The 26,455-nt window shown below is 62.6% G+C and carries 21 protein-coding genes; 20 read left to right on the forward strand and 1 reads right to left on the reverse strand.

Annotation, left to right across the window (positions count from 1 at the left end):
- From ftsL to murB, 10 genes are read left to right on the forward strand one after another with little or no spacing between them, the layout of a single operon-like run.
- Window positions 1-477 (forward strand): cell division protein FtsL, encoded by a 477-nt coding sequence (ftsL, locus tag V8P77_RS03170; RefSeq protein ID WP_335910644.1) that lies wholly within the window; start codon window positions 1-3, stop codon window positions 475-477.
- Window positions 477-2,237: a peptidoglycan D,D-transpeptidase FtsI family protein gene (locus V8P77_RS03175; RefSeq protein ID WP_335910645.1), complete on the forward strand. Its 1,761-nt coding sequence runs from the start codon at window positions 477-479 to the stop codon at window positions 2,235-2,237. The genes ftsL and V8P77_RS03175 overlap by 1 nt, the downstream gene beginning before the upstream one ends.
- 6 nt (window positions 2,238-2,243) lie before the next feature.
- Window positions 2,244-3,764, forward strand: a complete 1,521-nt coding sequence (locus tag V8P77_RS03180) for a UDP-N-acetylmuramoyl-L-alanyl-D-glutamate--2,6-diaminopimelate ligase (RefSeq protein WP_335910646.1) — start codon at window positions 2,244-2,246, stop codon at window positions 3,762-3,764.
- A complete protein-coding gene (locus tag V8P77_RS03185) occupies window positions 3,761-5,194 on the forward strand; it encodes a UDP-N-acetylmuramoylalanyl-D-glutamyl-2,6-diaminopimelate--D-alanyl-D-alanine ligase (protein WP_335910647.1) in 1,434 nt (477 codons plus the stop codon). The genes V8P77_RS03180 and V8P77_RS03185 overlap by 4 nt, the downstream gene beginning before the upstream one ends.
- A 22-nt stretch (window positions 5,195-5,216) precedes the next feature.
- A complete protein-coding gene (mraY, locus tag V8P77_RS03190; protein WP_130729266.1) occupies window positions 5,217-6,317 on the forward strand; it encodes a phospho-N-acetylmuramoyl-pentapeptide-transferase in 1,101 nt (366 codons plus the stop codon).
- Between the two features lie 7 nt (window positions 6,318-6,324).
- A complete protein-coding gene (murD, locus tag V8P77_RS03195; protein ID WP_335910650.1) occupies window positions 6,325-7,737 on the forward strand; it encodes a UDP-N-acetylmuramoyl-L-alanine--D-glutamate ligase in 1,413 nt (470 codons plus the stop codon).
- A 1-nt stretch (window position 7,738) separates the two neighbouring features.
- Complete coding sequence (ftsW, locus tag V8P77_RS03200) at window positions 7,739-8,893, forward strand: putative lipid II flippase FtsW (RefSeq protein WP_017988955.1); 1,155 nt, start codon at window positions 7,739-7,741, stop codon at window positions 8,891-8,893.
- Between the two features lie 6 nt (window positions 8,894-8,899).
- The gene (gene murG / locus V8P77_RS03205) at window positions 8,900-10,024 is read left to right on the forward strand and encodes an undecaprenyldiphospho-muramoylpentapeptide beta-N-acetylglucosaminyltransferase (RefSeq protein ID WP_335910653.1); all 1,125 of its coding nucleotides are present in this window, start codon (window positions 8,900-8,902) and stop codon (window positions 10,022-10,024) included.
- Window positions 10,021-11,436 carry a UDP-N-acetylmuramate--L-alanine ligase gene (murC, locus tag V8P77_RS03210; protein WP_335910654.1) on the forward strand — a complete coding sequence of 472 codons (1,416 nt, stop codon included), beginning with the start codon at window positions 10,021-10,023 and terminating at the stop codon, window positions 11,434-11,436. Before murG ends, murC begins: the two co-directional genes overlap by 4 nt.
- Window positions 11,433-12,407 (forward strand): UDP-N-acetylmuramate dehydrogenase, encoded by a 975-nt coding sequence (gene murB / locus V8P77_RS03215; RefSeq protein ID WP_335910655.1) that lies wholly within the window; start codon window positions 11,433-11,435, stop codon window positions 12,405-12,407. The genes murC and murB overlap by 4 nt, the downstream gene beginning before the upstream one ends.
- Window positions 12,408-12,411: 4 nt before the next feature.
- On the opposite strand, the gene V8P77_RS03220 is transcribed toward murB, so the two are convergent.
- Entirely contained in the window at window positions 12,412-13,341 is a 930-nt protein-coding gene (locus V8P77_RS03220; protein WP_335910656.1) for a UDP-glucose 4-epimerase family protein, read from the reverse strand.
- Between the two features lie 262 nt (window positions 13,342-13,603).
- Here V8P77_RS03220 and aqpZ point away from each other — a divergent pair, with 262 nt between their 5' ends.
- From aqpZ to ligA, 10 genes are all read left to right on the forward strand, one after another.
- Window positions 13,604-14,290: an aquaporin Z gene (gene aqpZ / locus V8P77_RS03225; RefSeq protein ID WP_335910658.1), complete on the forward strand. Its 687-nt coding sequence runs from the start codon at window positions 13,604-13,606 to the stop codon at window positions 14,288-14,290.
- A gap of 272 nt (window positions 14,291-14,562) precedes the next feature.
- A complete protein-coding gene (locus V8P77_RS03230) occupies window positions 14,563-15,489 on the forward strand; it encodes a D-alanine--D-alanine ligase (protein WP_335910714.1) in 927 nt (308 codons plus the stop codon).
- On the forward strand, window positions 15,477-16,409 hold the full coding sequence (locus tag V8P77_RS03235) for a cell division protein FtsQ/DivIB (protein WP_335910659.1): 933 nt from the start codon (window positions 15,477-15,479) through the stop codon (window positions 16,407-16,409). The genes V8P77_RS03230 and V8P77_RS03235 overlap by 13 nt, the downstream gene beginning before the upstream one ends.
- The gene (ftsA, locus tag V8P77_RS03240; RefSeq protein WP_003561012.1) at window positions 16,406-17,737 is read left to right on the forward strand and encodes a cell division protein FtsA; all 1,332 of its coding nucleotides are present in this window, start codon (window positions 16,406-16,408) and stop codon (window positions 17,735-17,737) included. The genes V8P77_RS03235 and ftsA overlap by 4 nt, the downstream gene beginning before the upstream one ends.
- A gap of 56 nt (window positions 17,738-17,793) precedes the next feature.
- Entirely contained in the window at window positions 17,794-19,509 is a 1,716-nt protein-coding gene (ftsZ, locus tag V8P77_RS03245) for a cell division protein FtsZ (RefSeq protein WP_335910665.1), read from the forward strand.
- A 261-nt stretch (window positions 19,510-19,770) separates the two neighbouring features.
- A complete protein-coding gene (gene lpxC, locus V8P77_RS03250) occupies window positions 19,771-20,727 on the forward strand; it encodes a UDP-3-O-acyl-N-acetylglucosamine deacetylase (RefSeq protein WP_020050823.1) in 957 nt (318 codons plus the stop codon).
- A gap of 258 nt (window positions 20,728-20,985) precedes the next feature.
- The gene (locus V8P77_RS03255) at window positions 20,986-21,855 is read left to right on the forward strand and encodes an outer membrane protein assembly factor BamD (RefSeq protein ID WP_335910667.1); all 870 of its coding nucleotides are present in this window, start codon (window positions 20,986-20,988) and stop codon (window positions 21,853-21,855) included.
- A gap of 5 nt (window positions 21,856-21,860) precedes the next feature.
- Window positions 21,861-23,534 carry a DNA repair protein RecN gene (gene recN / locus V8P77_RS03260; protein ID WP_335910668.1) on the forward strand — a complete coding sequence of 558 codons (1,674 nt, stop codon included), beginning with the start codon at window positions 21,861-21,863 and terminating at the stop codon, window positions 23,532-23,534.
- Window positions 23,535-23,633: 99 nt separating this feature from the next.
- Window positions 23,634-24,161: a DUF6886 family protein gene (locus V8P77_RS03265; protein WP_335910669.1), complete on the forward strand. Its 528-nt coding sequence runs from the start codon at window positions 23,634-23,636 to the stop codon at window positions 24,159-24,161.
- A 112-nt stretch (window positions 24,162-24,273) separates the two neighbouring features.
- Complete coding sequence (gene ligA / locus V8P77_RS03270) at window positions 24,274-26,430, forward strand: NAD-dependent DNA ligase LigA (protein ID WP_335910670.1); 2,157 nt, start codon at window positions 24,274-24,276, stop codon at window positions 26,428-26,430.
- Window positions 26,431-26,455: the final 25 nt, after the last annotated feature.

Here is a 26,455-nt window from a genome sequence, read left to right on the forward strand (position 1 = left end):
ATGCTGAGAACGTTCGATCTCGTGCTCATCGGCGTCATGACGGCCACCGCCGCCGTGACCTACACGATCAAGCACCGCGCCGAATTGAAGGTCGAGGAGGTTCATCGCCTCGAAGCAGAGATCAAGCTCGAGAAGGACACGATCGACCTTCTCAAGGCCGACTGGGCGCTGCAATCGCAGCCGAACCGGCTGGAGCGGCTGGTCAAGGCCTATAGTGACGAATTGAAACTGCAGCCGACGGAATCGACGGCGCTCGTGCATGCCAAGGAATTGCCGATGCTGAAATCCGAGGTTCCCGTGCCTGACGTGACGGAGGCAAAGGTCAGCGCCAAGAGCGCGACCGTGGCCAGCGCCAAAGGCGCGCCAGACACCAAGGGCGCGCAAGCCACCGCCAAGGCGCATCCCGTTCCGATGCCCGCGCCGCGCGGCGAGGCAGAGGATGCAGACCAGATCGAAACCGGATCGGTGGAGGAATAATGTCGTTTCTTTCCCGCATCATGGTTTTGAAGAGCCAGGCGCATTTCTCCGCCGGCGTCTATAACCGGTTTGGTGGTCCTTCCCCCGCCGGCCTGGCGATCGAGGGGTCGCGAAAGAAGAAATCAGGGCAGGCAAAAAGCCGCGTCGGGCTGCTGATCCTAGGCTTCATGGGTGTCTACGCCGTCATCGGCGGCCGTCTCGTCGAATATGCGATGAAGGATCAGGAGGTCGTCTCCAGCATCCTGCCGCCCGACCGGCTGATGGCCTCGCGCCCCGACATTCTCGACCGCAACGGCGAGGTGCTGGCGACCGACATCCGCACTGTCTCGTTATTTGCCGAACCGAACAAGATCGTCGATGCCGACGAGGCGGTCGAGAAGCTTGCAACAGTGCTGCCCGAACTCGACGTCAGGGACACTTATAAGAAGCTCTCGGTCAAGACTTCGCATTTCGCCTGGCTGCGCCGGCAACTGACGCCGAAGCAGCAGAGTCAGATCCTGGCGCTCGGCATTCCCGGCATCGGTTTCCGGCCGGAGAAGCGCCGCTTCTATCCGGGCGGGGCGACCGCCGCGCATATCCTTGGTTACGTCAACATCGACAACCGCGGTGTCGCCGGCATGGAGAAATTTATCGACGATCAAGGCCTTGCCGACCTCGCCTCCGTCGGCATGACCAGCGACCAGCCGCTCGAGCCGGTGCGCCTGTCGATCGACCTGCGCGTGCAGAACATCGTTCGGGACGCGGTCGTCAATGCCGTCAACAACTTCCAGGCCAAAGGCGCCGGTGCCGCGGTCATCGATGTGCATACGGGAGAAGTGCTGGGCATGGCATCGGCGCCGGATTTCGATCCGAACGATCCGCAGGAAGGCGCCAAGGAGGGTTGGCTCAACCGGATGACCAACGGCACCTTCGAAATGGGTTCTACCTTCAAGACCTTTTCGTTGGCCATGGCGCTCGATAGCGGCAAAGTGAAGATGACCGACAGTTTCGATGCCAGCAAATCGATCTATATCGGCGGCTTCACCATCCACGATTTTCACGGGCAGCGCCGCTGGCTCACCGTTCCCGAGATTTTCCAGTATTCTTCGAATATCGGTACAGCGCGCGTCATCGATATCGTCGGCATCGACGCTCAGAAGGACTATCTCACCAAGTTAGGCCTCTTGACGAAGATGCAGACCGAACTGCCCGAAGTGAAGATGCCGAGCCAGCCGCGCGTCTGGAAGAAGATCAATTCGATCACGATTTCCTTCGGCCATGGCGTCTCGACGACGGCGCTGCAGACAGGGGTGGCGGCTGCCGCTCTCGTCAACGGCGGCAAGCTGATCGAGCCGACATTCCTACCGCGCACACGCGAACAGGCTGATCAGATCGCCAAGCAAGTCCTTAAGAAGTCGACTAGCGACGAAGTGCGCTATCTCCTCGATTTCAACGGTTACAAAGGGTCGGGGCGGGTCGCCCGCGTGCCGGGTTTTGCCGTCGGCAGCAAGACCGGTACGGCGGACAAGGTGGTGAATGGGCGTTACTCCTCGACGCTGAATTTCAACTCCTTTATCGCCGCCTTCCCGATCGACAATCCCAGATATGCCGTGATCACTTTCTGCGACGAGCCAAAAACGGGCGAAAAGCAATATGGCGGAACGCTCTCCGCAGGTACCGCCGGTCCGATCGCCCGCGACATCATCAGCCGCGCGGCCCCCATACTCGGTATCGAGCCGAAATTCGGGGAGGGCGGATCGGCCTTGCTGGTGTCTTATTGAGTGTGAATGAATATCGACGCCGATTCGCGAGGGGTGAACCGGCTTCAAGAGAGAAAAGTGCATTCGATGAAATTGCGAGACCTGGCCGGAGATCAGTTTCCGGAACTTGAAGCACAGATCGAAGGCCCGGCAGGCCTGCTTGATATTTCAGGCCTGTCTTCGGATAGCCGCAACGTGGCGCCGGGCAATATCTTCATCGCGGTCGCTGGCACCAGGGCTGATGGCGCGGGCTTCATCGCGGATGCCGCTGGCCGCGGCGCTGCCGTCGCGATCGCCTCCCAAGCCGTCGATGCTTCGATCCCCGTGCTAGTGGTCAAGGAGCCGCGCCGTTTCCTTTCCATCGCCGCCGCGCGTTTCCACGGCAGGCAGCCCGACACCATGGTCGCCGTCACCGGCACGGCCGGCAAAACCTCCGTCGCTTCTTTCACCCGGCAGATCTGGGCGCATGCCGGCCACGCGGCCGCGATGATCGGCACGACGGGCGTCGTCTCGCCGACGCGCAACGAATATGGTTCGCTGACGACGCCCGATCCGGTGTCTCTTCACCAGCTGCTGGCCGAACTCGCCGAAGAAGGCGTGACGCATGCCGCCATGGAGGCCTCCAGCCACGGTCTCGACCAGTGCCGGCTCGACGGGGTTAGGCTTGCGGCCGCCGCCTTCACCAATCTCGGCCGCGACCACATGGATTATCATCCGACCGTCGAGGCCTATATGGCCGCCAAGATGCGGCTTTTCGCTACGCTGTTGCCAAAGGGGTCGCCGGCGGTGATCTTTGCCGACGATCCGTGGTCGGCGCAGGCGATCAAGGCCGCGACCGATGCCGGTCACGATATTCGTACCGTCGGGCGAAAGGGTGATTACCTCTCGTTGAAGCGCGTCGAGCACTTCCGTCACAAGCAGATGGCCGAGATCCATATCGGCGGCGAGATCTTCGAGGTGGACATTCCGTTGGCTGGCGATTTTCAGGTGGCCAACGCGCTGGTCGCCGCAGGGCTTGCCATGTCGACCGGCATTGAGGCGAAGGTTGCGATGGCCGCGCTCGAGAAACTCATCGGCGCGTCCGGCCGTCTCGAACTCGTCGGCCATACGAAAGACGGCGCACTCGCCTATGTCGACTACGCCCACAAGCCGGATGCGCTGGAAAACGTGCTGGGCTCGGTCAGACCCTTCACCACCGGCCGCGTCATCGTCGTCTTCGGCTGCGGCGGCGACCGTGACCGCGGCAAACGACCGATCATGGGCGAAATCGCCTGCCGACTGGCCGACGTCGTTATCGTCACCGATGATAATCCGCGTTCGGAGGAGCCGGCATCGATCCGGGCTGAGATCATGGCGGCAGCAAGCTGCGCCGCGGAAATCGCCGATCGCGCCATGGCGATCCGCGAGGCTGTGGGCATGCTGAGATCCGGCGATACGCTGATCGTCGCCGGCAAGGGGCATGAGGAAGGGCAGACGATCGGCGGCGTCACCCTGCCGTTCTCCGATCATGCGGAGGTGCGCAAGGCCTTGGAGGAGTTGAAATCTTGAGCTGGCTCTGGACGACGGAAGACATGATCGCAGCGATGGCGGGGCGCCCTTTCGGCACTCCGCCCGAAGGCATCACCGGCATTTCCATCGACAGCCGCTCGATTGCTCCAGGCGAAGCTTTCTTCGCGATCAAGGGCGACCGCGTCGACGGTCACGACTACGCCTCGATGGCGATGGCGAACGGCGCTTCCCTTCTCGTCGTCAGCGAGGCGAGGCTTCCCGCCATGGGCCGCCTGACGGTGCCGATGATCGTCGTGGAAGACGTGCTCGCGGCACTTGGCCGGCTCGGTCTTGCCTCGCGCGAGCGCTCGCGGGCCCGGATCATCGCGGTGACGGGATCTGTGGGAAAGACGACCACCAAGGAAATGCTGCGGCATGTGCTGTCGCCCTCCGGCAAGGTGCACGCCTCCGTCGCCTCCTTCAACAATCATTGGGGCGTGCCGCTGACGCTGGCGCGTATGCCTGAGGATACGGATTACGGCGTCTTCGAAGTCGGGATGAACCACCCCGGAGAGATCCGGCCGCTGGTGGCGATGATCCGTCCCGAGGTCGCCATCATCACGACGATCGCGCCGGCGCATCTCGGCAATTTCAAGAGCATCAAGGAAATTGCCGCCGCCAAGGCCGAGATCTTCGACGGGCTCGAACCCGGCGGCCATGTCGTGCTCAACCGCGACAACGACCAGTTCAATTTCCTCGACCGCACGGCGCAGTCGCTCGGCATCGAGCATATCCATTCCTTCGGCCAGCATGCCAAGGCCGAATTCCGGCTCGCAGAATTCAACGGCTCCGACGAGAATTCGACGCTGTGGCTGACGATCGGCGGCGAGACGCTGGAGGTCGCGCTGGGCGCGCCGGGCCGCCATATTGCCGAGAATGCGCTCGCAGCGCTCGGCGTCGTCAGGATCGTCGACGCCGATATGCATAAGGCGATCGAAGCGCTTGCGACGCTGAGGCCGGAAAAGGGCAGAGGCAAGCGCCACCGGCTTGTCATCGGCGGCGGCAGCTTCACGCTGATCGACGAGAGCTACAACGCCAATCCGGCCTCGATGCGCGCGGCAATCGCGCTGCTGGCGGCGTCCGAGCCGACCGGTCGCGGACGCCGTATCGCCGTGCTCGGCGACATGCTTGAGATGGGCGATTATGCGCAAAAGGTCCATACCGACCTTGCCGTGCCGCTGCTTGCCGCCGGCATCGAGCATGTCTGGCTCGCAGGAGCCGAGATGGCTGCGCTCAAGGAATCGTTGCCGGAAAGCGTCCATATCGAATATCGCGAGAACACGGACGAATTGACGGATTATGTATTGAACTCGGTCGCGCCAGGCGACGTGTTGATGGTGAAATCGTCTCTGGGCATCGGTTTTGGCAAGATCGTCGCCGCGCTCCTTGACAAGTTCCCGCCATTTGCCGACACGCAACGCGAATTTTGATCGGGTAAACAAGGGGCCCTGAATGCTGATCTGGCTTGTCGAACTGTCGGAATATTTCAAATTTCTGAACCTGTTCAGATATATTACCTTCCGCACAGGGGCCGCTCTCTTCACCTCAGCGCTGATCGTCTTCCTGTTCGGGCCGACGATCATCAATTCGCTGCGCGTCCGGCAGGGCAAGGGCCAACCGATCCGAGCCGACGGACCGCAGACGCATTTCAAGAAGGCCGGTACGCCGACCATGGGCGGGCTGATGATCCTTGCCGGCATCGTCGGCGCGTCGCTGCTCTGGGCCGATCTTTCCAATGTCTATGTCGTCGCCACATTGCTGGTGACGCTGGGCTTCGGAGCGATCGGCTTCTACGACGATTATCTCAAGGTCACGAAGCAGAGCCATATGGGCTTTTCCGGCAAGGCGCGTCTCGGTATCGAATTCGTCATCGCCGGCATCGCCGTCTATTTCATGATGCGCACCGCCCTTGCCTCGGGGATTGCCGGCTCGACCTTCGGCTCCTCGATCGCCTTTCCCTTCTTCAAGGACTTCATGATCAATATCGGCATCATGTTCGTCGTCTTCGGCGGCTTCGTCATCGTCGGCGCCGGCAATGCCGTCAATCTGACCGACGGCCTTGACGGGCTTGCCATCGTGCCTGTGATGATCGCCGCCGCCTCCTTCGGCGTCATCGCCTATCTCGCGGGCAACGTGGTGTTTGCGAATTACCTGCAGATCAATTTCGTGCCAGGCACCGGCGAACTCGCCGTCGTGCTCGGCGCCGTCATTGGCGCCGGCCTCGGCTTTCTCTGGTTCAACGCACCGCCGGCCGCCATCTTCATGGGCGACACGGGGTCGCTGGCACTCGGTGGCACGATCGGCACTGTCGCCGTCGCCACCAAACACGAGATCGTCATGGCAATCATCGGCGGCCTCTTCGTCATCGAGACGCTGTCGGTCATCATCCAGGTCGGTTTCTTCAAAATGACCGGCCGGCGCGTCTTCCTGATGGCGCCGATCCATCATCACTTCGAGAAGAAGGGCTGGACCGAGAGCCAGGTGGTAATCCGCTTCTGGATCGTCGCCGTCGGCCTTGCGATGCTCGGCCTTTCGACGCTGAAGCTCCGGTGAGGCGGCGATGATCCCGGTCACGACGCTCAAGGACAGGAAGGTCGCGCTCTTCGGGCTCGGCGGCTCCGGCTTTGCCACCGCCCGGGCGCTGATATCCGGCGGTGCCGAGGTGACCGCCTGGGACGACAATCCCGACAGTGTCGCCAAGGCCGCTGCCGAAGGCATCAGGACCGAAGACCTGCACAGCATCGACTGGAGCCAGCAGGCGCTGTTCGTGCTGTCGCCCGGCGTGCCGCTCACCCATCCGAAGCCGCATTGGACCGTCGATCTGGCGCGGGCGGCCGGCGTCGATATCGTCGGCGACGTCGAGCTCTTCGTGCGCGAGCGCCGCGCCCATGCGCCGGATTGTCCTTTCATCGCCATAACCGGCACCAACGGCAAGTCGACCACGACGGCGCTGATCGCCCATATCCTGAAATCATCAGGCTACGACACGCAGCTCGGCGGCAATATCGGCACTGCCGTGCTGACGCTCGATCCGCCGAAGGCCGAGCGTTATTACGTCGTCGAATGCTCCTCTTACCAGATCGATCTGGCGCCGACACTGGACCCGTCTGCCGGCATCCTGCTCAACCTGACGCCCGATCATCTCGACCGTCACGGCACCATGCAGCATTATGCCGATATCAAGGAAAGGCTGGTCGCCGGCAGCGATGTCGCGATCGTCGGCGTCGACGACAGCCATTCGGCGCTGATTGCCGACCGTGTCGAGCGGGCAGGCGTCAAGGTGGTCCGTATTTCGCGCCGCAATGTGCTGGCCGACGGCATCTATGCCGAGGGCACCAAACTCATCCAGGCCGCCGGCGGCGCCATGCTGCCCTTCGCCGATCTCGACGGCATCCAGACGCTGCGCGGCAGCCATAATGCGCAGAACGCCGCCGCAGCCGTCGCCGCCTGCCTCGCCGTCGGGGTTTTCGCCGACGACATCCGCACCGGTCTTGCCTCGTTTCCCGGCCTCAAGCACCGCATGCAGCCGGTCGGGCAGCGTGGCCGCGTCGTTTTCGTCAACGATTCCAAGGCGACCAATGCCGATGCCGCAGCGCCGGCTCTTTCGAGCTATGATCGCATCTATTGGATCGCCGGCGGCTTGCCGAAGACTGGCGGGATCACGACGCTTGCTCCCTATTTTCCGCGCATCGCCAAGGCCTATCTGATCGGTGAGGCTGCGGCGGAATTCGCCGCGACGCTCGGCGAGGCCGTGCCTTACGAGATCTCGGGCACGCTGGAGCGCGCCGTCGCGCATGCGGCCGCCGATGCCGAACGCGACGAGAGCGCTGCTTCGGCCGTGATGTTATCCCCGGCTTGCGCAAGCTTCGACCAGTATAAGAACTTCGAAGTCAGGGGCGAAGCCTTCGTCGGCCACGTGGCGGCGCTTGACGGTATTGCGATGCTGATCGGTCCGGCAACAGGAGAGAAATGACATGGTAAGCCGCGCGGAACGTGGGCCTCTGGCCGATTGGTTCTGGACCATCGACCGCTTCTTCCTGGCAATGTTCATCTTCCTGATGGGCATCGGCTTCATGCTGTCGTTTGCGGCATCTCCTGCGGTCGCCGAACGCATCGGGCTCGAGCCCTTCCACTTCGTCAAGCGCCATGCGGCCTTCATGATCCCTTCGATCGGCGTCATGCTCGGGCTGTCGTTCCTGACGCCACGCCAGGTGCGGCGAACCGCAATTCTGATCCTGATCATCTCGGTCGCCATGATGGTGCTGGTGCTGTTCGTCGGGCAGGAGGTCAAGGGTGGCAGGCGCTGGATCTGGATCGCCGGCCTTTCCATCCAACCCTCGGAATTCATGAAGCCCGCCTTCGTCGTGGTCTGCGCCTGGCTGTTTGCCGAACACGCGCGCCAGCCGGAGATCCCCGGCAATCTCTTTGCCATCATTCTGTTCGGCATCGTCGCGGCCCTTCTCGTCGCGCAGCCGGATCTTGGCCAGACGATCCTGACCACGGCCGTCTGGGGCGGGATGTTCTTCATGGCCGGCATGCCATGGATCTGGATCATGCTGCTCGGCATCGGCGGCGCCGGCGGCCTGCTCAGTGCCTATTACGTCTTTCCGCACGTCGCCGGCCGAATAGACAAGTTCATGACCGGCGAGGGTGATACGTTCCAGATCGACACCGCGCGCGAGGCGATCATTCGCGGCAGCTGGTTCGGCCAGGGACCGGGCGAAGGCATCGTCAAGCGCATTATCCCGGATGCGCATACCGACTTTATCTTCTCGGTCGCGGCCGAGGAGTTCGGCATCGTCTTCTGCATGGCGCTCGTCGCGCTGTTTACCGTGCTGGTGCTGCGCGGCCTCTCGCATGCCTATCGCGAGCGGAACGACTTCAACCGCTTCGCTGTCGCCGGCCTGGTGCTGCAGATGGGCATCCAGTCGATCATCAATATCGGCGTCAATCTCGAACTGCTGCCGGCAAAGGGCATGACGCTGCCGCTGATTTCCTATGGCGGCTCGTCTATGGTGGCGATCTGCGTCACCGCCGGCTTCATTCTGGCGCTGACGCGCCATCGACCGGAAAAACGCGCACAGGACAGGAGCCTCTTCCGTGTCCCGCACGGCATGCCGGCGGAGTAGAAGACCATGAGCAAAGGCATCGTGCTGCTTGCCGCCGGGGGAACCGGCGGCCATGTGTTCCCGGCGGAGGCGCTGGCTTTCAAGCTGAAGGAGCGCGGCTATTCGGTGCATCTCGTAACGGACAGCCGGGCCGAGCGGTATGCCGGCAAGTTCCCGGCCGAGGAAATCCATGTCGTGCCGTCGGCGACGATCGGCTCGAAGAACCCGGTTGCTGTCGCCCGCTCGCTATGGACGCTCTGGAGCGGCATGCGGGCGGCAAAGAAGCTGATCCAGCGGCTGCAGCCGGTCATCGTCGTCGGTTTCGGCGGTTATCCCACCGTGCCGCCGCTGCTTGCCGCCACCCGGCTCGGCGTGCCCTCGATGATCCACGAGCAGAACGCGGTGATGGGACGCGCCAACAAGGCCTTGGCAACCCGCGTGCAGGCCATTGCCGGCGGTTTCCTGCCGGAGGGAGGCGCTGCCTTTCCGGACAAGACGGTGACGACAGGCAATCCGGTCCGCCCGGCGATCATCGCCGCGGCCGAGGTGCCTTACACGCCGTCGCATGCGGGCGAGGCTTTCAATCTCGTCGTCTTCGGCGGCAGCCAGGGCGCGCAATATTTCTCCAAGGCGCTGCCGACGGCGATCAGCCTACTCGACGACGCGCTTCGCGTGCGTCTGCGCATCACTCAGCAGGTGCGTCCCGAGGACATGGAGATGGTCAGCGGCTGCGTCGCCAAGCTGGAGATGGGAGCGGATATCGCACCCTTCTTTACCGACATGGCCGAGAGGCTGGCGAGGGCGCATCTCGTCATCTGCCGTTCGGGCGCCTCGACGGTTTCGGAAATCTCCGTGATCGGCCGGCCTGCCGTGCTCGTGCCTTACCCGCACGCTCTCGATCACGACCAGGCGGCGAATGCGGCGGCACTCGCTGCGACCGGCGGGGCGAAGGTGATCGCCCAGTCGGAGCTTTCGCCGGAGAAGATCGCGGCGATCCTGACGGCTGTGATGAACGATCCGGAAAAGCTTTCGCACATGGCGGCGGCGGCGAAACTCGCCGGGAAACCCGATGCCGCGAACTTGCTTGCCGACATGGTTGAGGCTATTGCCGCCAGACGGACAATTGCGGAATTCAAGAGGACACGCGCATGAAACTGCCGAAGACGATCGGTCTCGTCCATTTCATCGGCATCGGCGGCATCGGTATGAGCGGTATTGCCGAGGTGCTGCACAATCTCGGCCACAAGGTGCAGGGATCGGACCAGGCCGACAGCGCCAATGTCCAACGCCTGCGCGACAAGGGCATCGAGGTCTTCGTCGGCCACCGGGCCGAAAACCTAGGTGAGGCCGAAGTCGTCGTCGTCTCGACGGCGATCAAGAAGAGCAATCCGGAGCTCATCGCCGCGCGCGAAAAGCTGCTGCCGGTGGTGCGCCGCGCCGAAATGCTCGCCGAGCTGATGCGCTTCCGCAATGCAATCGCCATCGGCGGCACGCATGGCAAGACGACGACCACCTCGCTGGTCGCCGCGCTGCTCGAAGCCGGCGGGCTGGACCCGACCGTCATCAATGGCGGCATCATCAATGCCTACGGCACCAATGCCCGCATGGGCGAGGGCGAGTGGATGGTGGTCGAGGCCGACGAATCGGACGGCACATTCCTGAAGCTTCCGGCCGATGTCGCGGTCATCACCAATATCGACCCGGAACATCTCGACCATTACGGCAATTTCGACGCCGTGCGCGCCGCCTTCCGGCAGTTCGTCGAGAACGTGCCGTTCTACGGCTTCGGGGTCATGTGCCTTGACCATCCCGAAGTGCAGTCGCTGGTCGGCCGCATCGAGGACCGCAAGATCATCACCTATGGCGAGAACCCGCAGGCGGATGTGCGCTTCAAGAATGTGCGCATCGACGGCACGCGCTCGATCTTCGACGTCGAAATCCGCCGCCGCCGCACCGGCCAGGTGATCGAACTCAAGGGGCTGGTCATGCCGATGCCCGGACGGCATAATATCTCCAACGCCACGGCCGCGATTGCCGTTGCCAACCGGCTCGGCATATCGAGCGCAGATATCGCCAAGGGGCTTGCCTCCTTCGGCGGCGTCAAGCGCCGCTTCACGCTGACCGGCGAGTGGAACGGGGTGCAGATCTTCGACGATTACGGCCATCATCCGGTCGAGATCAAGGCGGTGCTGCGCGCCGCCCGAGAATCCTGCGAGGGGCGCGTCATCGCGGTCCACCAGCCGCACCGCTATAGCCGTCTTGCGAGCCTGTTCGAGGAATTCGCCGCCTGCTTCAACGATGCCGACAGCATCTTTCTGGCACCCGTCTATGCGGCGGGCGAGGATCCGATCGAGGGTATCGATTCGGTTTCGCTGGTTTCGCGCATCAAATCCGGCGGCCATCGCGACGCCCGCTTTCTGACCTCCGCGGAGCTTTTGCCGCAGATGGTCGCTGAGGTTGCAAAGCCAGGTGATTTCGTGGTTCTGTTGGGGGCTGGGAGCATCACATCCTGGGCGGCGGCGCTGCCCAAGCAATTGGAAGGCCTATCGGGAAAGTCCGTATGAAACAGGTGAATGGGGAAAAGCTTCTCGCGTCTCTCGGAGACGGTGTAAAGGATATCCGCGGCCGTATCACGCCGGATGCCCCGATGGACCGCGTCACCTGGTTCAGGGCCGGCGGCCTGGCCGAGCTGATGTTCCAGCCGCATGACGTCGACGATCTCATCGCTTTCCTGAAGATATTGCCGGAAGAGGTACCGCTGACGGTGGTCGGCGTCGGCTCCAACATCCTGGTGCGCGACGGCGGCATTCCCGGCGTCGTGCTGCGCCTGTCGGCCAAGGGGTTCGGCTTCGTCGAGCTTGCCGGTGAAAACCGCATCCTGGCCGGCGCCATCTGCCCTGATAAGCATCTGGCGGCGATGGCGATGGACAACGGCATCGGCGGCTTCCATTTCTTCTACGGCATTCCGGGCGGCATCGGTGGCGCTGCGCGCATGAATGCCGGCGCCAACGGTGTGGAGACGCGGGAGCGGCTGATCGAGGTCCATGCGGTCGACCGCAAGGGCGACAAGCATGTGCTTTCCAATGCCGAGATGGGCTATTCCTATCGCCATTCGACCGCATCCACAGATCTGATCTTTACCTCCGTGCTGTTCGAGGGCTATCCGGAAGAGCGCGCGCAGATCCGCGCCGAGATGGACGCCGTGCGCAACCATCGCGAGACGGTGCAGCCGGTACGCGAAAAGACCGGCGGCTCGACCTTCAAGAACCCGGCTGGTCATTCGGCCTGGAAACTGATTGACGAGGCAGGCTGCCGCGGTCTCGTCATCGGCGGAGCACAGATGTCGTCGCTTCACTGCAACTTCATGATCAACATGGGGCAGGCAACCGGCTATGATCTCGAATATCTCGGCGAACAGGTGCGTCGCGAGGTCTTCGAAAAAGACGGCATCAAGCTCGAATGGGAAATCAAACGCCTCGGCGTCTTCATGCCCGGTCGTGAGGTGCGTCCGTTCCACGGTGTGACGAGCGAATAACGGTTTACGTCACTGCAAGCTTCAGGCCTTCCCGCGGCGTGACGAGAGGCGACCAGCCGAGCACGTCGCGGGCATGGGATATATCGACCTGCAGGGAACCGCAAAGACGCTGGTAGACGGCGCTCTTTCCCGTGACCCTCGCGCCCATTTGCAACAGCGCTGGGGGGAAGGGGAGCAGCATCGGTTTGACACCCAGCCCTGCAGCAATCCCTTCGATAAGCCCGGGAGTCGAAAGATCTTCTCCATCGCCTGCGAGAAAGGTCTGGCCGGTAGCACCCGGATGCTTCATTCCGGCGATGATCAGATCGACGAGATTTGGAAGCGCGACCAGTGTCCGGCGGTTCTTCAGCGACGCGAAAGGGAGCGGTATCTTCTTCCTGACAAGTCCGACGAGCAGGGCGAAATTGCCCCTCGCGCCGGGTCCATAAACGAGCGGCGGGCGAATGACCACGACTTCCATGCCTGTTCGGGCGGCGATTTCATGCAGCCCGATTTCAGTTTCCAGCTTCGAGATGCCATAGGGATCGATCGGCATTGGCGTATCGTCATGTCGGAAGGGCCGATCGTTCTCCTCGCCATTGACCTTGATACTGCTGATGAAGACGAACCTTTTTACGCCTGCGCGGGCGGCTTGTTCGGCGAGGTTCAACGTGGCGACGGTGTTGATCCGGCGAAATTCCGCAAGCGGATCGGCTGCGCGGTCGTTCATGATGTGAACACGAGCGGCGAGATGGACGATGACATCGATACCTTCGAGAACCGCTGTCCAATCGGTTTTGCTTGTTAACTCGATGGGGAAATGCCGCACAGATGTCGGGAAGCTGGCGGCTGCAGATCGCGTCGTCACCGCAAGCTCGCATATCCGCTCTCCATGCAGTCTTTCGACGAGTGGCCCACCGACAAAGCCGGCTGCGCCGGTAATGAGGCATCGCATGATCTGTTCCCGTTTTGCCGTGAGTGTTCCGGTTACCCGGAAGTGCCCACGGCATCAATAAAAAGCCGTGACGTTAGAGCGCCGTGCGTCCTTCCGGACGTACAAAGGACACTCTAACACTTTCAATCCTCGCCGCACCTACTCCTCTCCACCCGTTTCTCGATCCTTGCGTGAAGCTTGCCGCGGCAATGTCCACGCGCTTGACCGGAATCGAATTGTAACGGATTCATTTGAACTCTTGGTTGAGGTTAAGGGGGCGAGCATGCAAAAGAGTCTAGTTGCTGAGTTTCTCGGGACGTTCTGGCTGGTCTTCGGCGGATGCGGTAGCGCCGTGCTAGCCGCGGCCTATCCCGAGCTTGGGATTGGTTTTGTCGGCGTGGCCTTTGCGTTCGGTCTGACCGTGCTCACCATGGCCTATGCCGTGGGCGGCATTTCGGGCGGTCATTTCAATCCCGCCGTCTCGCTCGGCCTTACGGTTGCCGGACGGTTTCCGGCGGGGCGCCTCGTTCCCTATATCGTCGTGCAGGTTGTCGGCGCCATCGCCGCGGCGGCGCTGCTTTATCTCATCGCAAGCGGCAAGGCGGGTTTCGAACTCGGCGGCTTTGCCGCCAACGGATATGGCGATCATTCTCCGGGCGGTTATTCACTGCTTTCGGCGCTGCTGATCGAAGTGCTGCTCACCATGTTCTTCCTGATCATCATCTTGGGGTCGACCAGCAGCCGGGTGCCTGCGGGCTTCGCGCCGCTTGCGATCGGCCTCGGGCTGACGCTGATCCATCTCGTCGCTATCCCTGTGACGAATACCTCGGTCAATCCGGCGCGTTCCACCGGCCAGGCGCTTTTCGTCGGCGGCTGGGCGCTGCAGCAGCTCTGGCTGTTCTGGATTGCGCCGATTGCGGGTGGCGCGCTCGGCGGGCTCGTATGGAAGTTCCTCGACGACGCCGACTGACTGCAAGAAACTAATCTAACTCATTGAGCCCGCGCGGTTTTTCTGTGCGGGTTTTTCTATTTTCGCGGATCGGCGGCATCTTCGATATGGCAATCGCGAAGAAGAGAAGGTTAAAAAATCAAGGGCGCGGCAAGACGAAGTTAACGAAAGTAAACACTTCATTAACCATAATGATGCTCTACTGCACTCAGGTCGGACAAAGGCTGAAACGGCGCAGACAGCTTCGCGCAAGCGTCGATTTCGAAAATGGAAGTTATTTTTCGGGGGTGTTGATGAGTCGCAAGCATGTTGCTGTCCTGATGGGCGGATTTTCCTCGGAAAGGCCTGTCAGCCTTTCCTCGGGAAAGGCTTGCGCAGAAGCTCTCCAGGCAGAGGGCTTCGACGTGACGCGCATCGACGTGGCGCGCGACGTTTCCGAAAAACTCGCGGCGCTGAAGCCCGATGTCGTCTTCAATGCGCTTCACGGCCCGTTCGGCGAGGACGGCACCATTCAGGGCATCCTCGAATATCTCGAAATCCCCTATACGCATTCTGGCGTTCTTGCCTCAGCGCTGGCGATGGACAAGGCCAAGGCGAAGCGTGTCGCTGCTGCCGCGGGCATTCCGGTCGCCGAATCGCAGGTGGTCAACCGTTTCGCCTTTCCTCCGACGCATCCGATGAAGCCGCCCTATGTGGTGAAGCCCGTCCGCGAGGGGTCGAGCTTCGGCGTCGTCATCGTCACGGAAGATCAGGCCCATCCGCCGCAGATCGTCAGCTCGCCCGAGTGGCGTTACGGCGAGGAAGTGATCGTCGAGCGCTATGTTTACGGTCGCGAACTCACCTGCGGCGTCATGGGTGAAACTCCGCTCGGTGTCACGGAAGTGGTGCCGCAGGGACACAATTTTTATGATTACGACTCCAAGTATGCGGCGGGCGGTTCAAAACACGTCATCCCCGCGAAAATTTCACCGAATATTTACCAAAAAATACAAACATTGTCCCTAAGGGCGCATCAGGCAATCGGTTGTCGCGGCGTCAGTCGGTCCGACTTTCGTTACGACGATCGTTTCTCCGAAGACGGCGAAATCATCTGGCTGGAGGTCAATACCCAGCCAGGGATGACTCCAACCTCGCTCGTGCCCGAAATGGCCGGTCATGCCGGCTATTCCTTTGGTCAGTTTCTCCGGTGGATGGTGGAGGACGCGTCTTGTTTGCGTTGACGGTCAAGAGGATAGGGCGCCCCAGCCATCATGCCGTGCTTCCGATCGTGGAGGCCGAAGAGCGGTTCGTGCTGCCGCGACCATTGCGCCGGGTCACGCGCTTTCTGATCAGCCTCTGCAGCGGTCGCATCTACATTCCTGTTCATACGGGCACGGTCTCGGCGCTCGCCTTCCTGGCTGCGACGGGGCTTTACGGCATGTCGCTCGGCGGCCACACGGAAGCCGTGGCGCAGGCGACGACGACGGCCGCGGGTTTTGCGATCGAGGACGTCAAGGTCTCCGGCAATTCGGAGACCTCCGAAATCGAGATCCTGCAGTTGATCGGACTTGACGGCACGACCTCGCTGGTCGCCCTCGACGTCGATGCCGCCCGCAGGAAGATCGCGCATCTTCCCTGGGTCGAAAATGTCGAGGTCCGCAAGATTTATCCGAAGACGATCGAGGTGAAGCTCAAGGAGCGCCAGGCCTATGCGATCTGGCAGCACGGGCAGGAGCTTTCCCTGATCGAGAAGAACGGCAGCGTCATTGCGCCGCTACGCGACAACAAGTTTTCGGCGCTGCCGCTCGTCGTCGGCCGCGATGCCGAAACGGCGGCGGCTTCGCTCGACGAAGCCTTCTCGAAGTGGCCCGACGTGAAGGCCCGCGTGAAGGCCTATGTCTGGATATCCGGCCGTCGCTGGGACCTGCATATGGACAACGGCGTCGTCGTCAAGCTGCCGGAAGACGGTATCGACCAGGCGCTGGCGACGCTTTCGAAGTTCGACAAGGAGCATCAGCTCCTGGAGCGGGACATTGCCGCAGTCGATCTCAGGCTGGCCGACAGAACCGCGATCCAGTTGACGCCGGAGGCGGCGATCCGCAGGCAGACGGCAGTGACGGAGCGTACGAAGGAATTGAAGAAGGCGGGGCAGAATATATGAGCTTGTTCGGTTCATCCCATTTCGGATTGCCGCGCCTGAAGCCGCTTTCGTCGAAGCGGTCACATGTCGTTTCCGTGCTCGACATCGGCTCGACCAAGGTCGTCTGCATGATCGGCCGGCTGACACCGCGCGAGGAAAGCCAGATCCTGCCGGGCCGCACGCACAATATCGAGATCATCGGTATCGGCCACCAGCGTTCCCGTGGCATCAAGACCGGCGTCATCGCCGATCTCGACGCGCTGGAAGGCGTCATCCGTCTCGCCGTTGATGCGGCCGAGCGCATGGCGGGGCTGACCGTCGAAAGCCTGATCGTCAACCTGACGGCCGGCCGGCTCGGCAGCGATATCTACACCGCGACGATCGATCTCGGTGGCCAGGAAGTCGAGCTCAACGATCTGAAGAAGGTGCTGTCGGCCGCTTGCCAGCAGTCGCTGCGCCAGGACCGTTCGGTGCTGCATTCGCTGGCGACCGGCTTCTCGCTCGACGGCGAGCGCGGCATCCGCGATCCGCTGGCGATGTATGGCGATGCACTCGGCGTCGACATGCATGTGGTAACGGCGGAGCGCTCGGCGCTGAAGAACCTCGAGCTTAGCGTCAACCGCGCGCATCTGTCGGTCGAGGGCATCGTTGCGACGCCCTATGCATCAGGCCTTGCGGCTCTCGTCGACGACGAGGTCGAGCTCGGCTGCGCGGCAATCGACATGGGCGGCGGCACGACGACGATCTCAGTCTTTGCCGAAGGCAAGCTCGTTCATACGGATGCCGTCGGCCTCGGCGGCCATCACGTCACCACCGACCTGGCGCGCGGCCTTTCGACCCGCATCGAGGATGCGGAGCGTCTGAAGGTCGTGCATGCCTCGGCGCTTTCGAATTCCTCCGACGAGCGCGAGCTGATCTCGATCCCGCCGATCGGCGAGGACGATCGTGACCAGCCGTCGCAGGTGCCGCGGGCCTTGGTCTCGCGCATCGTATCGGCCCGTATCGAGGAGACGATGGAACTGATCCGCGACCGGATCCAGCGCTCCGGTTTCAGCCCGATCGTCGGCAAGCGCGTTGTGTTGACCGGCGGGGCGAGCCAGTTGACCGGCCTTGCCGATGTGGCGCGGCGCATCCTTGCCCGCAACGTCCGCATCGGCCGCCCGATGGGCGTCTCGGGGTTGCCGACGGCGGCCAAGGGCCCGGCCTTTTCGACGGCCGTCGGCCTGATGATCTATCCGCAGGTCGCGGACATGGAGACACATGCGTCACAGAGCGGTCTGCTCATGTCGCTTGGGGGAAATAACAGCCGCATAGCCCGCATGGGCCAGTGGCTGAAGGAAAGCTTCTGAAATTTGCGTAATTGGCCGGCGTGGCGATGCGGCCAGAGAGAGAAGGAACAGGTACCATGACCATCAAGCTGCAAAAGCCTGACATCACAGAGCTGAAGCCGCGCATCACCGTGTTCGGCGTTGGCGGCGGTGGCGGCAATGCCGTCAACAACATGATTACCGCCGGCCTCCAGGGCGTCGACTTCGTCGTCGCCAACACGGATGCGCAGGCGCTGACGATGACGAAGGCCGAGCGCATCATCCAGCTCGGCGTCAACGTCACCGAAGGCCTCGGTGCCGGCTCGCAGCCGGAAGTCGGCCGTGCGGCCGCCGAGGAGTGCATCGACGAGATCGTCGATCACCTGAACGGCACGCATATGTGCTTCGTCACCGCCGGCATGGGCGGCGGCACCGGCACAGGTGCTGCTCCAGTTGTCGCACAGGCGGCCCGCAACAAGGGCATCCTGACGGTCGGCGTCGTCACCAAGCCGTTCCATTTCGAAGGCGGGCGCCGCATGCGCCTGGCCGAGATGGGCATCCAGGAACTGCAGAAGTCTGTCGATACGCTGATCGTCATTCCGAACCAGAACCTCTTCCGCATTGCCAACGACAAGACGACCTTCGCCGATGCCTTCGCCATGGCTGACCAGGTTCTCTATTCGGGCGTTGCCTGCATTACCGACCTGATGGTCAAGGAAGGCCTCATCAACCTCGACTTCGCCGACGTCCGCTCGGTGATGCGCGAGATGGGCCGCGCGATGATGGGCACCGGCGAAGCCTCCGGCTCCGGCCGCGCACTGCAGGCTGCAGAGGCTGCGATCGCCAACCCGCTGCTCGACGAAACCTCGATGAAGGGCGCTCAAGGCTTGCTGATCTCCATCACCGGCGGTCGCGACCTCACGCTCTTCGAAGTCGACGAAGCCGCGACACGCATCCGCGAGGAAGTCGATCCGGACGCCAACATCATCCTCGGCGCCACCTTCGACGAATCGCTCGAAGGCATCATCCGCGTCTCGGTCGTCGCAACCGGCATCGACAGGGCGATGAACGAAGCCGCCGAGCGCAGCTTCCAGCCGGCCGCAAAGCCTGCTATCCGTCCTTCCGCGGCTGTTGCTCCGGCAGCGGCCGCACTTCAGCCTGCCCCCGTGATGCAGGCACCGAAGGCCATGGATCCGATCGCGCAGACCATCCGCGAAGCCGAGATGGAACGCGAGCTCGAAATTCCGGCTCCGCGTGCTGCCGCACCGCTGCAGCAGCCGGCGGCACAGCAGGAAACCTTCCGTCCGCAGAGCAAGATCTTCGCGCCTGCACCGGAAGCTCCGGCAATGCGTCCTCAGGTACAGCAGCAGGCTCCGGCGCCCGCCATAAGCCAGCCGGTCATCAGCCAGCCGGTCCAGCAGCAGCCCGTCCGGCAGGAGCCGACCATCCGCCAGGCGCCCGAACCGATGCGCATGCCGAAGGTCGAGGATTTCCCGCCCGTCGTTCAGGCCGAACTCGACCACCGGGCGCAGCCGGCTTCCGCACATGCGGCGGAAGAGCGCGGTCCGATGGGTCTGCTCAAGCGAATCACCAATTCGCTTGGCCGCCGCGACGACGACGCCGTTGCCGCCGATATGACCGCAGCACCGCCGGCCGCTTCGCAGCAGCGCCGTCCGCTGTCGCCGGAGGCAAGCCTCTACGCACCGCGTCGCGGCAACCTCGACGACCAGGGTCGCGCGGTTCCGCAGGCCCGGATGATGCAGGAAGACGACCAGCTGGAAATCCCGGCATTCCTGCGTCGCCAGTCGAACTGAGGCCGTGTTTCGGCACCTCTCATGCCCGGGATCAAGGTCCCGGGCATTGCTGTTTTTTCGCCCGTGATTCGCAAATGATTTCAATCGCGTGACTTCGTAACAAAGCGAAAGAAACAGTGATTTGGATTGGAGCGCCGGCGCACGTAAGTATGGTGCAACGAAACTGCCCCAGGAGACCTTTCGACAGGCTCCAGCTGCAGAATAAACGATGACCGCGCCGATCGGACAGACCGCCGGTGCGGAAGAATAAAGGCAGAATTTATGGCAATTGGCTTGCTGGGTTTTCAAACGACGGTATCGCGTCCCGTGACGCTTTCGGGCATCGGGGTCCATTCGGGCGCTGACGTTTCGATCACCCTGAACCCGGCCGAATCGGGCACCGGCGTCGTTTTCCAGCGCCTGCATGACAATGGCGACATCACCGAACTCAAGGCCGTTTCCTCGCAGGTCGGCAATACCGACCTCTGCACCGTACTCGGCTTCTCGCCTGCCCATTCGGTCGCGACGATCGAGCATGTCATGGCCGCCGTCTATGCGCTCGGCCTCGATAATGTGGTGATCGAGGTGCAGGGCTCCGAAATGCCGATCATGGACGGCAGCTCGCTGCCCTTCGTTGAGGCGATCGAGCAGGTCGGTCTCGTCTCGCTAGGCGTCAAGCGCCGCTATATCCGGATCACCAAGCCGGTGCGAATCGAACATGGCGGCTCCTGGAGCGAATTCCGCCCCTATGACGGCACGCGCTTCGAAGTCGAGATCGATTTCGATTGCCCGCTGATCGGCCGGCAGAAATGGGCCGGCGACATGACCGCCGCCGTCTTCAAGGCCGAGCTTTCCCGCGCCCGCACCTTCGGTTTCATGCGCGATGTCGAGCGTCTCTGGGCGTCGGGCCACGCGCTCGGCTCTTCACTCGAAAACTCCGTCGTCATCTCGGACGACAACACCGTCATCAACGTCGAAGGGCTGCGTTACGCCAAGGACGAATTCGTCCGCCACAAGACGCTCGATGCCGTCGGCGATCTGTCGCTTGCCGGCGCCCAGTTCATCGGCTGCTACCGCTCCTATCGCGGCGGTCACAAGATGAATGCCAATGCGCTGAAGGCGCTGCTCGCCGATCCCTCAGCCTACGAGGTTGTGGAGACGTCGACGCCGCGCCAGCGCGTCGCTGCCCGCGAACTGATTGCAGTCAGCGCTTCGGAATTCGCTCCCTGGTCGGCATGACCTCCAGCATATTCTCAAGACCAGGCCGCCTCTTTCCCGGAGGCGGTTTTTTTATGTTCGGCCGCGTCTGCGGCAATAGGCCGATGCTTGGCCGCCACAGGTCGGGAAGAAGTTGAAAAGGCCGTCATTTCTGCGGCTGCTGCCACAAAAATGCGTTAATGCCTTATCATTGCGTTGCTCTTGATGCACATTTGTGGCTAGAAACGCCGGCGAGGCGTGGCTGCCGTGGAGAGAGCGGCAGCAGTGGGGTTCTTTCGAATGGGTTATGCAGGATCTGAAGGTATGATGAAGACAGCGCGCGCTTTGTTCGCATCGCTTCTGGTGCTCAGCGCAGGCGCCTTGATCTCCGGTTGCCAGTCGGACCCCGATATCGACATCACCAAGCTCGGCCTCGAAACCGATCCGCCCGACGTGCTCTACACCCAGGGCCTTGCCAATATGAAGGCCGGCAACATGGCGGAAGCGGGGCGCAAATTCGACGCGATCGACCGCGAGAACCCGTTCTCCGAGTGGGCGCGCAAGGCGCTTGTGATGAGCACCTTCGTCAAATACCGCCAAGGCCGCCTGGACGATGCGCTTGCTTCCGGCAACCGCTATATGTCGCAATATCCGAAGTCCCAGGATGCCGCCTATGTGCAGTATATCATCGGTCTCACCTATTCCAAGCAGATCGTCGACGTGACGCAGGACCAGCGCGCCTCGGCCAAGACGATCGAGGCGATGCAGGCCGTCATCGACAACTATCCGAACTCCGAATATGTCGACGACGCACAGGCCAAGATCCGCTTTGCGCGCGACCAGCTCGCCGGCAAGGAAATGCAGATCGGCCGCTACTACATGGAGCGGAAGGAATATCTCGCCGCGATCTCGCGCTTCCGCATCGTCGTCGAGAAATATCCGAACACGAACCAGATCGAAGAGGCCTTGGCGCGTCTCGTCGAAGCCTATTACGCCATGGGCATCGTCGACGAGGCGCAGACAGCCGCTGCCGTTCTCGGTCACAATTATCCCGACAGCCAGTGGTACGCTGATTCCTACAAGCTGCTGCAGAGCGGCGGTGCCGAGCCGCGTGAAAACAAGGGCTCGTGGATCGCGGCTGCGGGCAAGAAACTTCTTCTCGGTTCCTGAGGCCAATGCTGATCCAGCTTTCGATCCGCGATATCGTCCTGATCGAGCGGCTGGATCTTGCCTTCGAGACCGGCCTCTCCGTGCTGACGGGCGAGACCGGAGCGGGCAAATCCATCCTGCTCGACAGCCTGTCGCTGGCGCTCGGTGGGCGCGGCGACGGCGGCCTGGTGCGCCATGGCGAGGACAAGGGCCAGGTGACGGCGGTGTTCGACGTCGGCATGGAACACGGCGCCCGCACCCTCCTGCGTGAAAACGGCATCGACGACGAGGGCGACCTGATCTTCCGCCGCCAGCAATCGGCGGATGGGCGCACCAAGGCCTATGTCAACGACCAGCCGGTCAGCGTGCAACTGATGCGCCAAGCCGGTCAGATGCTGGTCGAAATCCACGGTCAGCACGACGATCGCGCCCTTGTCGATACCAATGCCCACCGAACCCTGCTCGATGCCTTTGCCGGCCTGACCGACGAGGTTTCGGAGGTCTCCCGGCTCTATCGCCTGTGGCGTGACAGCGAGCGGACGCTGAAGAAGCACCGCGAGAAGGTGGAAAGTGCGGCGCGCGAAGCCGACTATCTGCGCTCTTCCGTCGAGGAACTCGAGAAGCTTTCGCCGCAGGACGGCGAGGAGGAAGAGCTCGCCGATCGCCGGCAGAAGATGATGAAAGCCGAGCGAATCGCCGGCGATATCGCCGAGGCGTCCGAATTCCTGAACGGCAATGCCTCGCCGGTGCCCCATATCGCATCGCTGGTGCGCCGGTTGGAGCGCAAGAGCCATGAGGCGCCGGGACTGCTCGAAGACACCGTGACGCTGCTCGATGCCGCGCTCGACCAGCTTTCCAACGCGCAGATGGAAGTCGAGGCGGCACTGCGCAAGACCGAATACGATCCCAGGGAGCTGGAGCGGGTGGAGGAGCGTCTTTTCGCGCTCAGGGCCGCCTCGCGCAAATATTCGGTGCCCGTCACCGAGCTGCCGGCGCTTGCCGTCCGTATGATCGCCGATCTTGCCGATCTCGATGCGGGCGAGGAGCGGCTTGCGCGGCTCGACGCCGAGGTCGGCCTAGCGCGGGAAAATTACGATGCGGCGGCGCGCTCGCTGTCAGACAAGCGCCATCATGCCGGCACAGCATTGGCTGGGGCCGTCATGGCCGAGCTGCCTGCGTTGAAACTCGAACGCGCCCGTTTCATGGTCGAGATCACCACGGATGCGGGCGAGGCGTTGGCAGAAGGCGTCGACGTCGTCGAGTTCCATGTCCAGACCAATCCCGGCACGCGGCCGGGCTCGATCATGAAGGTCGCCTCGGGCGGCGAGCTGTCGCGTTTCCTGCTGGCGCTGAAAGTGGCGCTCGCCGATCGCGGATCGGCCCCGACGCTCGTCTTCGACGAAATCGATACCGGCGTCGGCGGCGCGGTGGCCGATGCGATCGGTCAGCGGCTGAAGCGGCTGTCGGAGCGGGTGCAGGTGCTGTCGGTCACGCATGCGCCGCAGGTCGCGGCGCGGGCGGCGACACATCTCTTGATTTCTAAGGGACCGTCGGCTGACGGTTCGGAAAAGATCGCCACGCGCGTCGCGACGATGGCGCAGATGGACCGCACCGAAGAGATCGCCCGTATGCTCGCCGGGGCTTCGGTCACCGAAGAGGCGAGGGCGGCGGCAAAGCGGCTCCTGGCCGGCAACGGCTGATTTTTCTCCCGATGCTCTTTCCGCGCGGCCCGGCGGGATGACAATCACCCCGCAGCACGATATGCGCTGAAGCTTCCTGATCGGCGGCGAGCTCATGCCATGCGGCTTTTCCATTTCAGCGACGATTCCGGTATTGCGGCGTTCGAGCCACGCCCGGTTCGCGCCCCGTCTGCCCGCGCGCCCGGCCGAGAATGGCTGAACGGTCCGCTCGTCTGGGCAATCGATGCCGATCATGATTTCATGTATCTCTTTCCGCGCGATTGCCCCCGCGTCCTGCTCTGGGCGACAGCCGATACGCCGGAGGCCGAACGGCGGCACTGGCTCGGCGACCGGCGCGCCGCCGCCTACGTCGAGCGCCGTTGGCTGGAAAGGCTCGAAGCGGAGACGATCCACCGTTACGAGATGCCGGCAGAAAGCTTCGAGGATCTGGATGATGCGGGCATGTGGGTGGCCCGCAGACGCGTCATTCCCCTGGAGAGGACCGCCATCTCGCGGCTCGGCCAGGAGTTTGCGCCGCGCAGGGTGGAGCTTCGGGTGGTCGATAGCCTGCGGCCGTTGAAGGGCCTCTGGAACACCAGCCTGCATGTCAGCGGCATCCGGCTGCGCAACGCCAGGGATTGGGAATAGGCCGGGTAGACCAATCATCCCAATGCAGGATATCCAGCCTCTCTTTTCATCCGGCAATTTTGCTCTAAAAACAATCCAGATTTTCTGGCCAGATTCTCTGGAGTGATGTTCCATGTCCACCGAAGGTTCCACCGTCGACACGTTGACGATCGAAGAGGCTGCCGCCGAGCTCGAACGGCTGGCAAAGGAGATCGCGCATCACGATGCGCTCTATCACGGCAAGGACAGGCCGGAGATTTCGGATGCCGATTACGACGCGCTGAAGCGCCGCAACGATGCGCTGGAAGTGCGTTTTCCCGAGCTGATTCGCGAAGACAGCCCATCGCGGCATGTCGGCGCAGCGCCCTCGGTCACCTTCGCGCCCGTCGTTCACGCGCGGCCGATGCTTTCGCTCGACAACACCTTCTCGCAGGAGGACGTGCAGGATTTCGTCGCCGGCGTCTATCGTTTCCTCGGCCGTCTGCCGGACCAGTCGATCGCCTTTACTGCGGAACCGAAGATCGACGGCCTCTCGATGTCGATCCGTTACGAGAACGGCAGGCTCACGACGGCTGCGACGCGCGGCGACGGCACGACGGGGGAGAATGTCACCGCCAATATCCGCACCATCGCCGAGATCCCCAACAAGCTGCCGAAAGGCGTGCCCGCCGTCGTGGAAATCCGCGGCGAAGTCTATATGGCCAAGAGCGACTTCCTGGCGCTGAACCGGCAGATGGAGGCGGAAGGCAAGCAGACCTATGTCAATCCGCGCAACACCGCGGCCGGGTCGCTGCGCCAGCTCGACGCCAAGGTGACGGCGAGCCGCAAGCTGAAATTCTTCGCCTATGCCTGGGGCGAGATGTCGGAGATGCCTGAAGATACGCAATTTGGGATGGTGCAGACCTTCAAGGACTGGGGTTTTCCCGTCAATCCGCTGATGAAACGGCTGAACTCGGTCGCCGACATCCTGTCGCATTATGACGAGATCGGCCTTAAGCGCCCGGATCTCGACTACGACATCGACGGTGTCGTCTATAAGGTCGACAGCCTCGAACTGCAGGCACGGCTTGGCTTCCGCTCGCGTTCGCCGCGCTGGGCGACGGCGCATAAGTTTCCTGCCGAACAGGCTTTCACGATCGTCGAGAATATCGACATTCAGGTCGGTCGCACCGGCGCCCTGACCCCTGTCGCACGTTTGACGCCGATCACCGTCGGCGGCGTGGTCGTCACCAATGCGACGCTGCACAACGCGGATTACATCAGGGGTATCGGCAATAGCGGCGAGCGCATTCGCGAGGACGAGCACGATATCCGCATCGGCGATACCGTCATCGTGCAGCGAGCCGGCGATGTGATCCCGCAGGTACTCGACGTCGTCATGGAGAAGCGCCCGGCCGAGGCCAGGCCTTATGAATTTCCGAAGACCTGCCCGGTCTGCGGTTCGCATGCCGTGCGTGAAAGACATGAGAAGACCGGCAAGCTCGATTCCGTCACCCGCTGCACCGGCGGCTTCATCTGCAGGGCGCAGGCGACGGAGCACCTGAAACATTTCGTTTCGCGCAACGCTTTCGATATTGAAGGGCTCGGTTCGAAGCAGATCGACTTCTTCTTCGAAAACGAGGACGCGTCGCTGCAGATCCGCACCGCGCCGGATATCTTCACGCTGGAGAAGCGTCAGGAGCAATCGCTGACCAAGCTGGAGAATATTGATGGCTTCGGCAAGGTCAGCGTCGGCAAGCTCTATGCGGCGATCACCGAACGGCGCAGCATCGCGCTCCACCGCTTCATTTACGCGCTCGGCATCCGTCATGTCGGCGAGACCACGGCGAAGCTTTTGGCGCGCTCCTATGGCACCTATGCGGCCTTTGAAACCGCAATGCGAGAGGCCGAGGCGCTTGCCGGCGACGCCTGGAGCGATCTCAACGCCATCGAAGGTATCGGCGAGGTCGTGGCGCGCGCCATCGTCGAATTCTACAAGGAGCCGCGCAATGTCGAGGTGATCACCCGACTGCTTGAGGAAGTGACGCCCGAGGAGGCCGAACAACCAAAGACGGCAGGCAGCCCGGTTGCTGGCAAGACCGTGGTTTTCACCGGCTCGCTGGAAAAGTTCACCCGCGACGAGGCGAAGGCGAGGGCGGAAAGCCTCGGCGCCAAGGTGGCGGGATCGGTCTCGAAGAAGACCGACATCGTCGTCGCCGGCCCCGGCGCCGGCTCCAAGCTCGACAAGGCGCGCGAACTCGGTGTGCAGACGATGGACGAGGACGAATGGCTGGCACTGATCAACGGGTGAGGGGCTGACGGCAAGCCGCCAACCC

It is taken from the genome of Rhizobium aouanii (genome assembly GCF_037002925.1).
GTDB lineage: Bacteria > Pseudomonadota > Alphaproteobacteria > Rhizobiales > Rhizobiaceae > Rhizobium > Rhizobium aouanii.

What these genes read in the sequence shown, in the direction of transcription:
- ftsL (WP_335910644.1), top strand. Translation starts at nt 1, where the DNA reads ATGCTGAGAACGTTCGATCTCGTGCTCATCGGCGTCATGACGGCCACC.
- V8P77_RS03175 (WP_335910645.1), top strand. Translation starts at nt 477, where the DNA reads ATGTCGTTTCTTTCCCGCATCATGGTTTTGAAGAGCCAGGCGCATTTC.
- V8P77_RS03180 (WP_335910646.1), top strand. Translation starts at nt 2,244, where the DNA reads ATGAATATCGACGCCGATTCGCGAGGGGTGAACCGGCTTCAAGAGAGA.
- mraY (WP_130729266.1), top strand. Translation starts at nt 5,217, where the DNA reads ATGCTGATCTGGCTTGTCGAACTGTCGGAATATTTCAAATTTCTGAAC.
- murD (WP_335910650.1), top strand. Translation starts at nt 6,325, where the DNA reads ATGATCCCGGTCACGACGCTCAAGGACAGGAAGGTCGCGCTCTTCGGG.
- ftsW (WP_017988955.1), top strand. Translation starts at nt 7,739, where the DNA reads ATGGTAAGCCGCGCGGAACGTGGGCCTCTGGCCGATTGGTTCTGGACC.
- murG (WP_335910653.1), top strand. Translation starts at nt 8,900, where the DNA reads ATGAGCAAAGGCATCGTGCTGCTTGCCGCCGGGGGAACCGGCGGCCAT.
- murC (WP_335910654.1), top strand. Translation starts at nt 10,021, where the DNA reads ATGAAACTGCCGAAGACGATCGGTCTCGTCCATTTCATCGGCATCGGC.
- murB (WP_335910655.1), top strand. Translation starts at nt 11,433, where the DNA reads ATGAAACAGGTGAATGGGGAAAAGCTTCTCGCGTCTCTCGGAGACGGT.
- V8P77_RS03220 (WP_335910656.1), bottom strand. Translation starts at nt 13,341, where the DNA reads ATGCGATGCCTCATTACCGGCGCAGCCGGCTTTGTCGGTGGGCCACTC.
- aqpZ (WP_335910658.1), top strand. Translation starts at nt 13,604, where the DNA reads ATGCAAAAGAGTCTAGTTGCTGAGTTTCTCGGGACGTTCTGGCTGGTC.
- V8P77_RS03230 (WP_335910714.1), top strand. Translation starts at nt 14,563, where the DNA reads ATGAGTCGCAAGCATGTTGCTGTCCTGATGGGCGGATTTTCCTCGGAA.
- ftsA (WP_003561012.1), top strand. Translation starts at nt 16,406, where the DNA reads ATGAGCTTGTTCGGTTCATCCCATTTCGGATTGCCGCGCCTGAAGCCG.
- ftsZ (WP_335910665.1), top strand. Translation starts at nt 17,794, where the DNA reads ATGACCATCAAGCTGCAAAAGCCTGACATCACAGAGCTGAAGCCGCGC.
- lpxC (WP_020050823.1), top strand. Translation starts at nt 19,771, where the DNA reads ATGGCAATTGGCTTGCTGGGTTTTCAAACGACGGTATCGCGTCCCGTG.
- V8P77_RS03255 (WP_335910667.1), top strand. Translation starts at nt 20,986, where the DNA reads ATGGGTTATGCAGGATCTGAAGGTATGATGAAGACAGCGCGCGCTTTG.
- recN (WP_335910668.1), top strand. Translation starts at nt 21,861, where the DNA reads ATGCTGATCCAGCTTTCGATCCGCGATATCGTCCTGATCGAGCGGCTG.
- V8P77_RS03265 (WP_335910669.1), top strand. Translation starts at nt 23,634, where the DNA reads ATGCGGCTTTTCCATTTCAGCGACGATTCCGGTATTGCGGCGTTCGAG.
- ligA (WP_335910670.1), top strand. Translation starts at nt 24,274, where the DNA reads ATGTCCACCGAAGGTTCCACCGTCGACACGTTGACGATCGAAGAGGCT.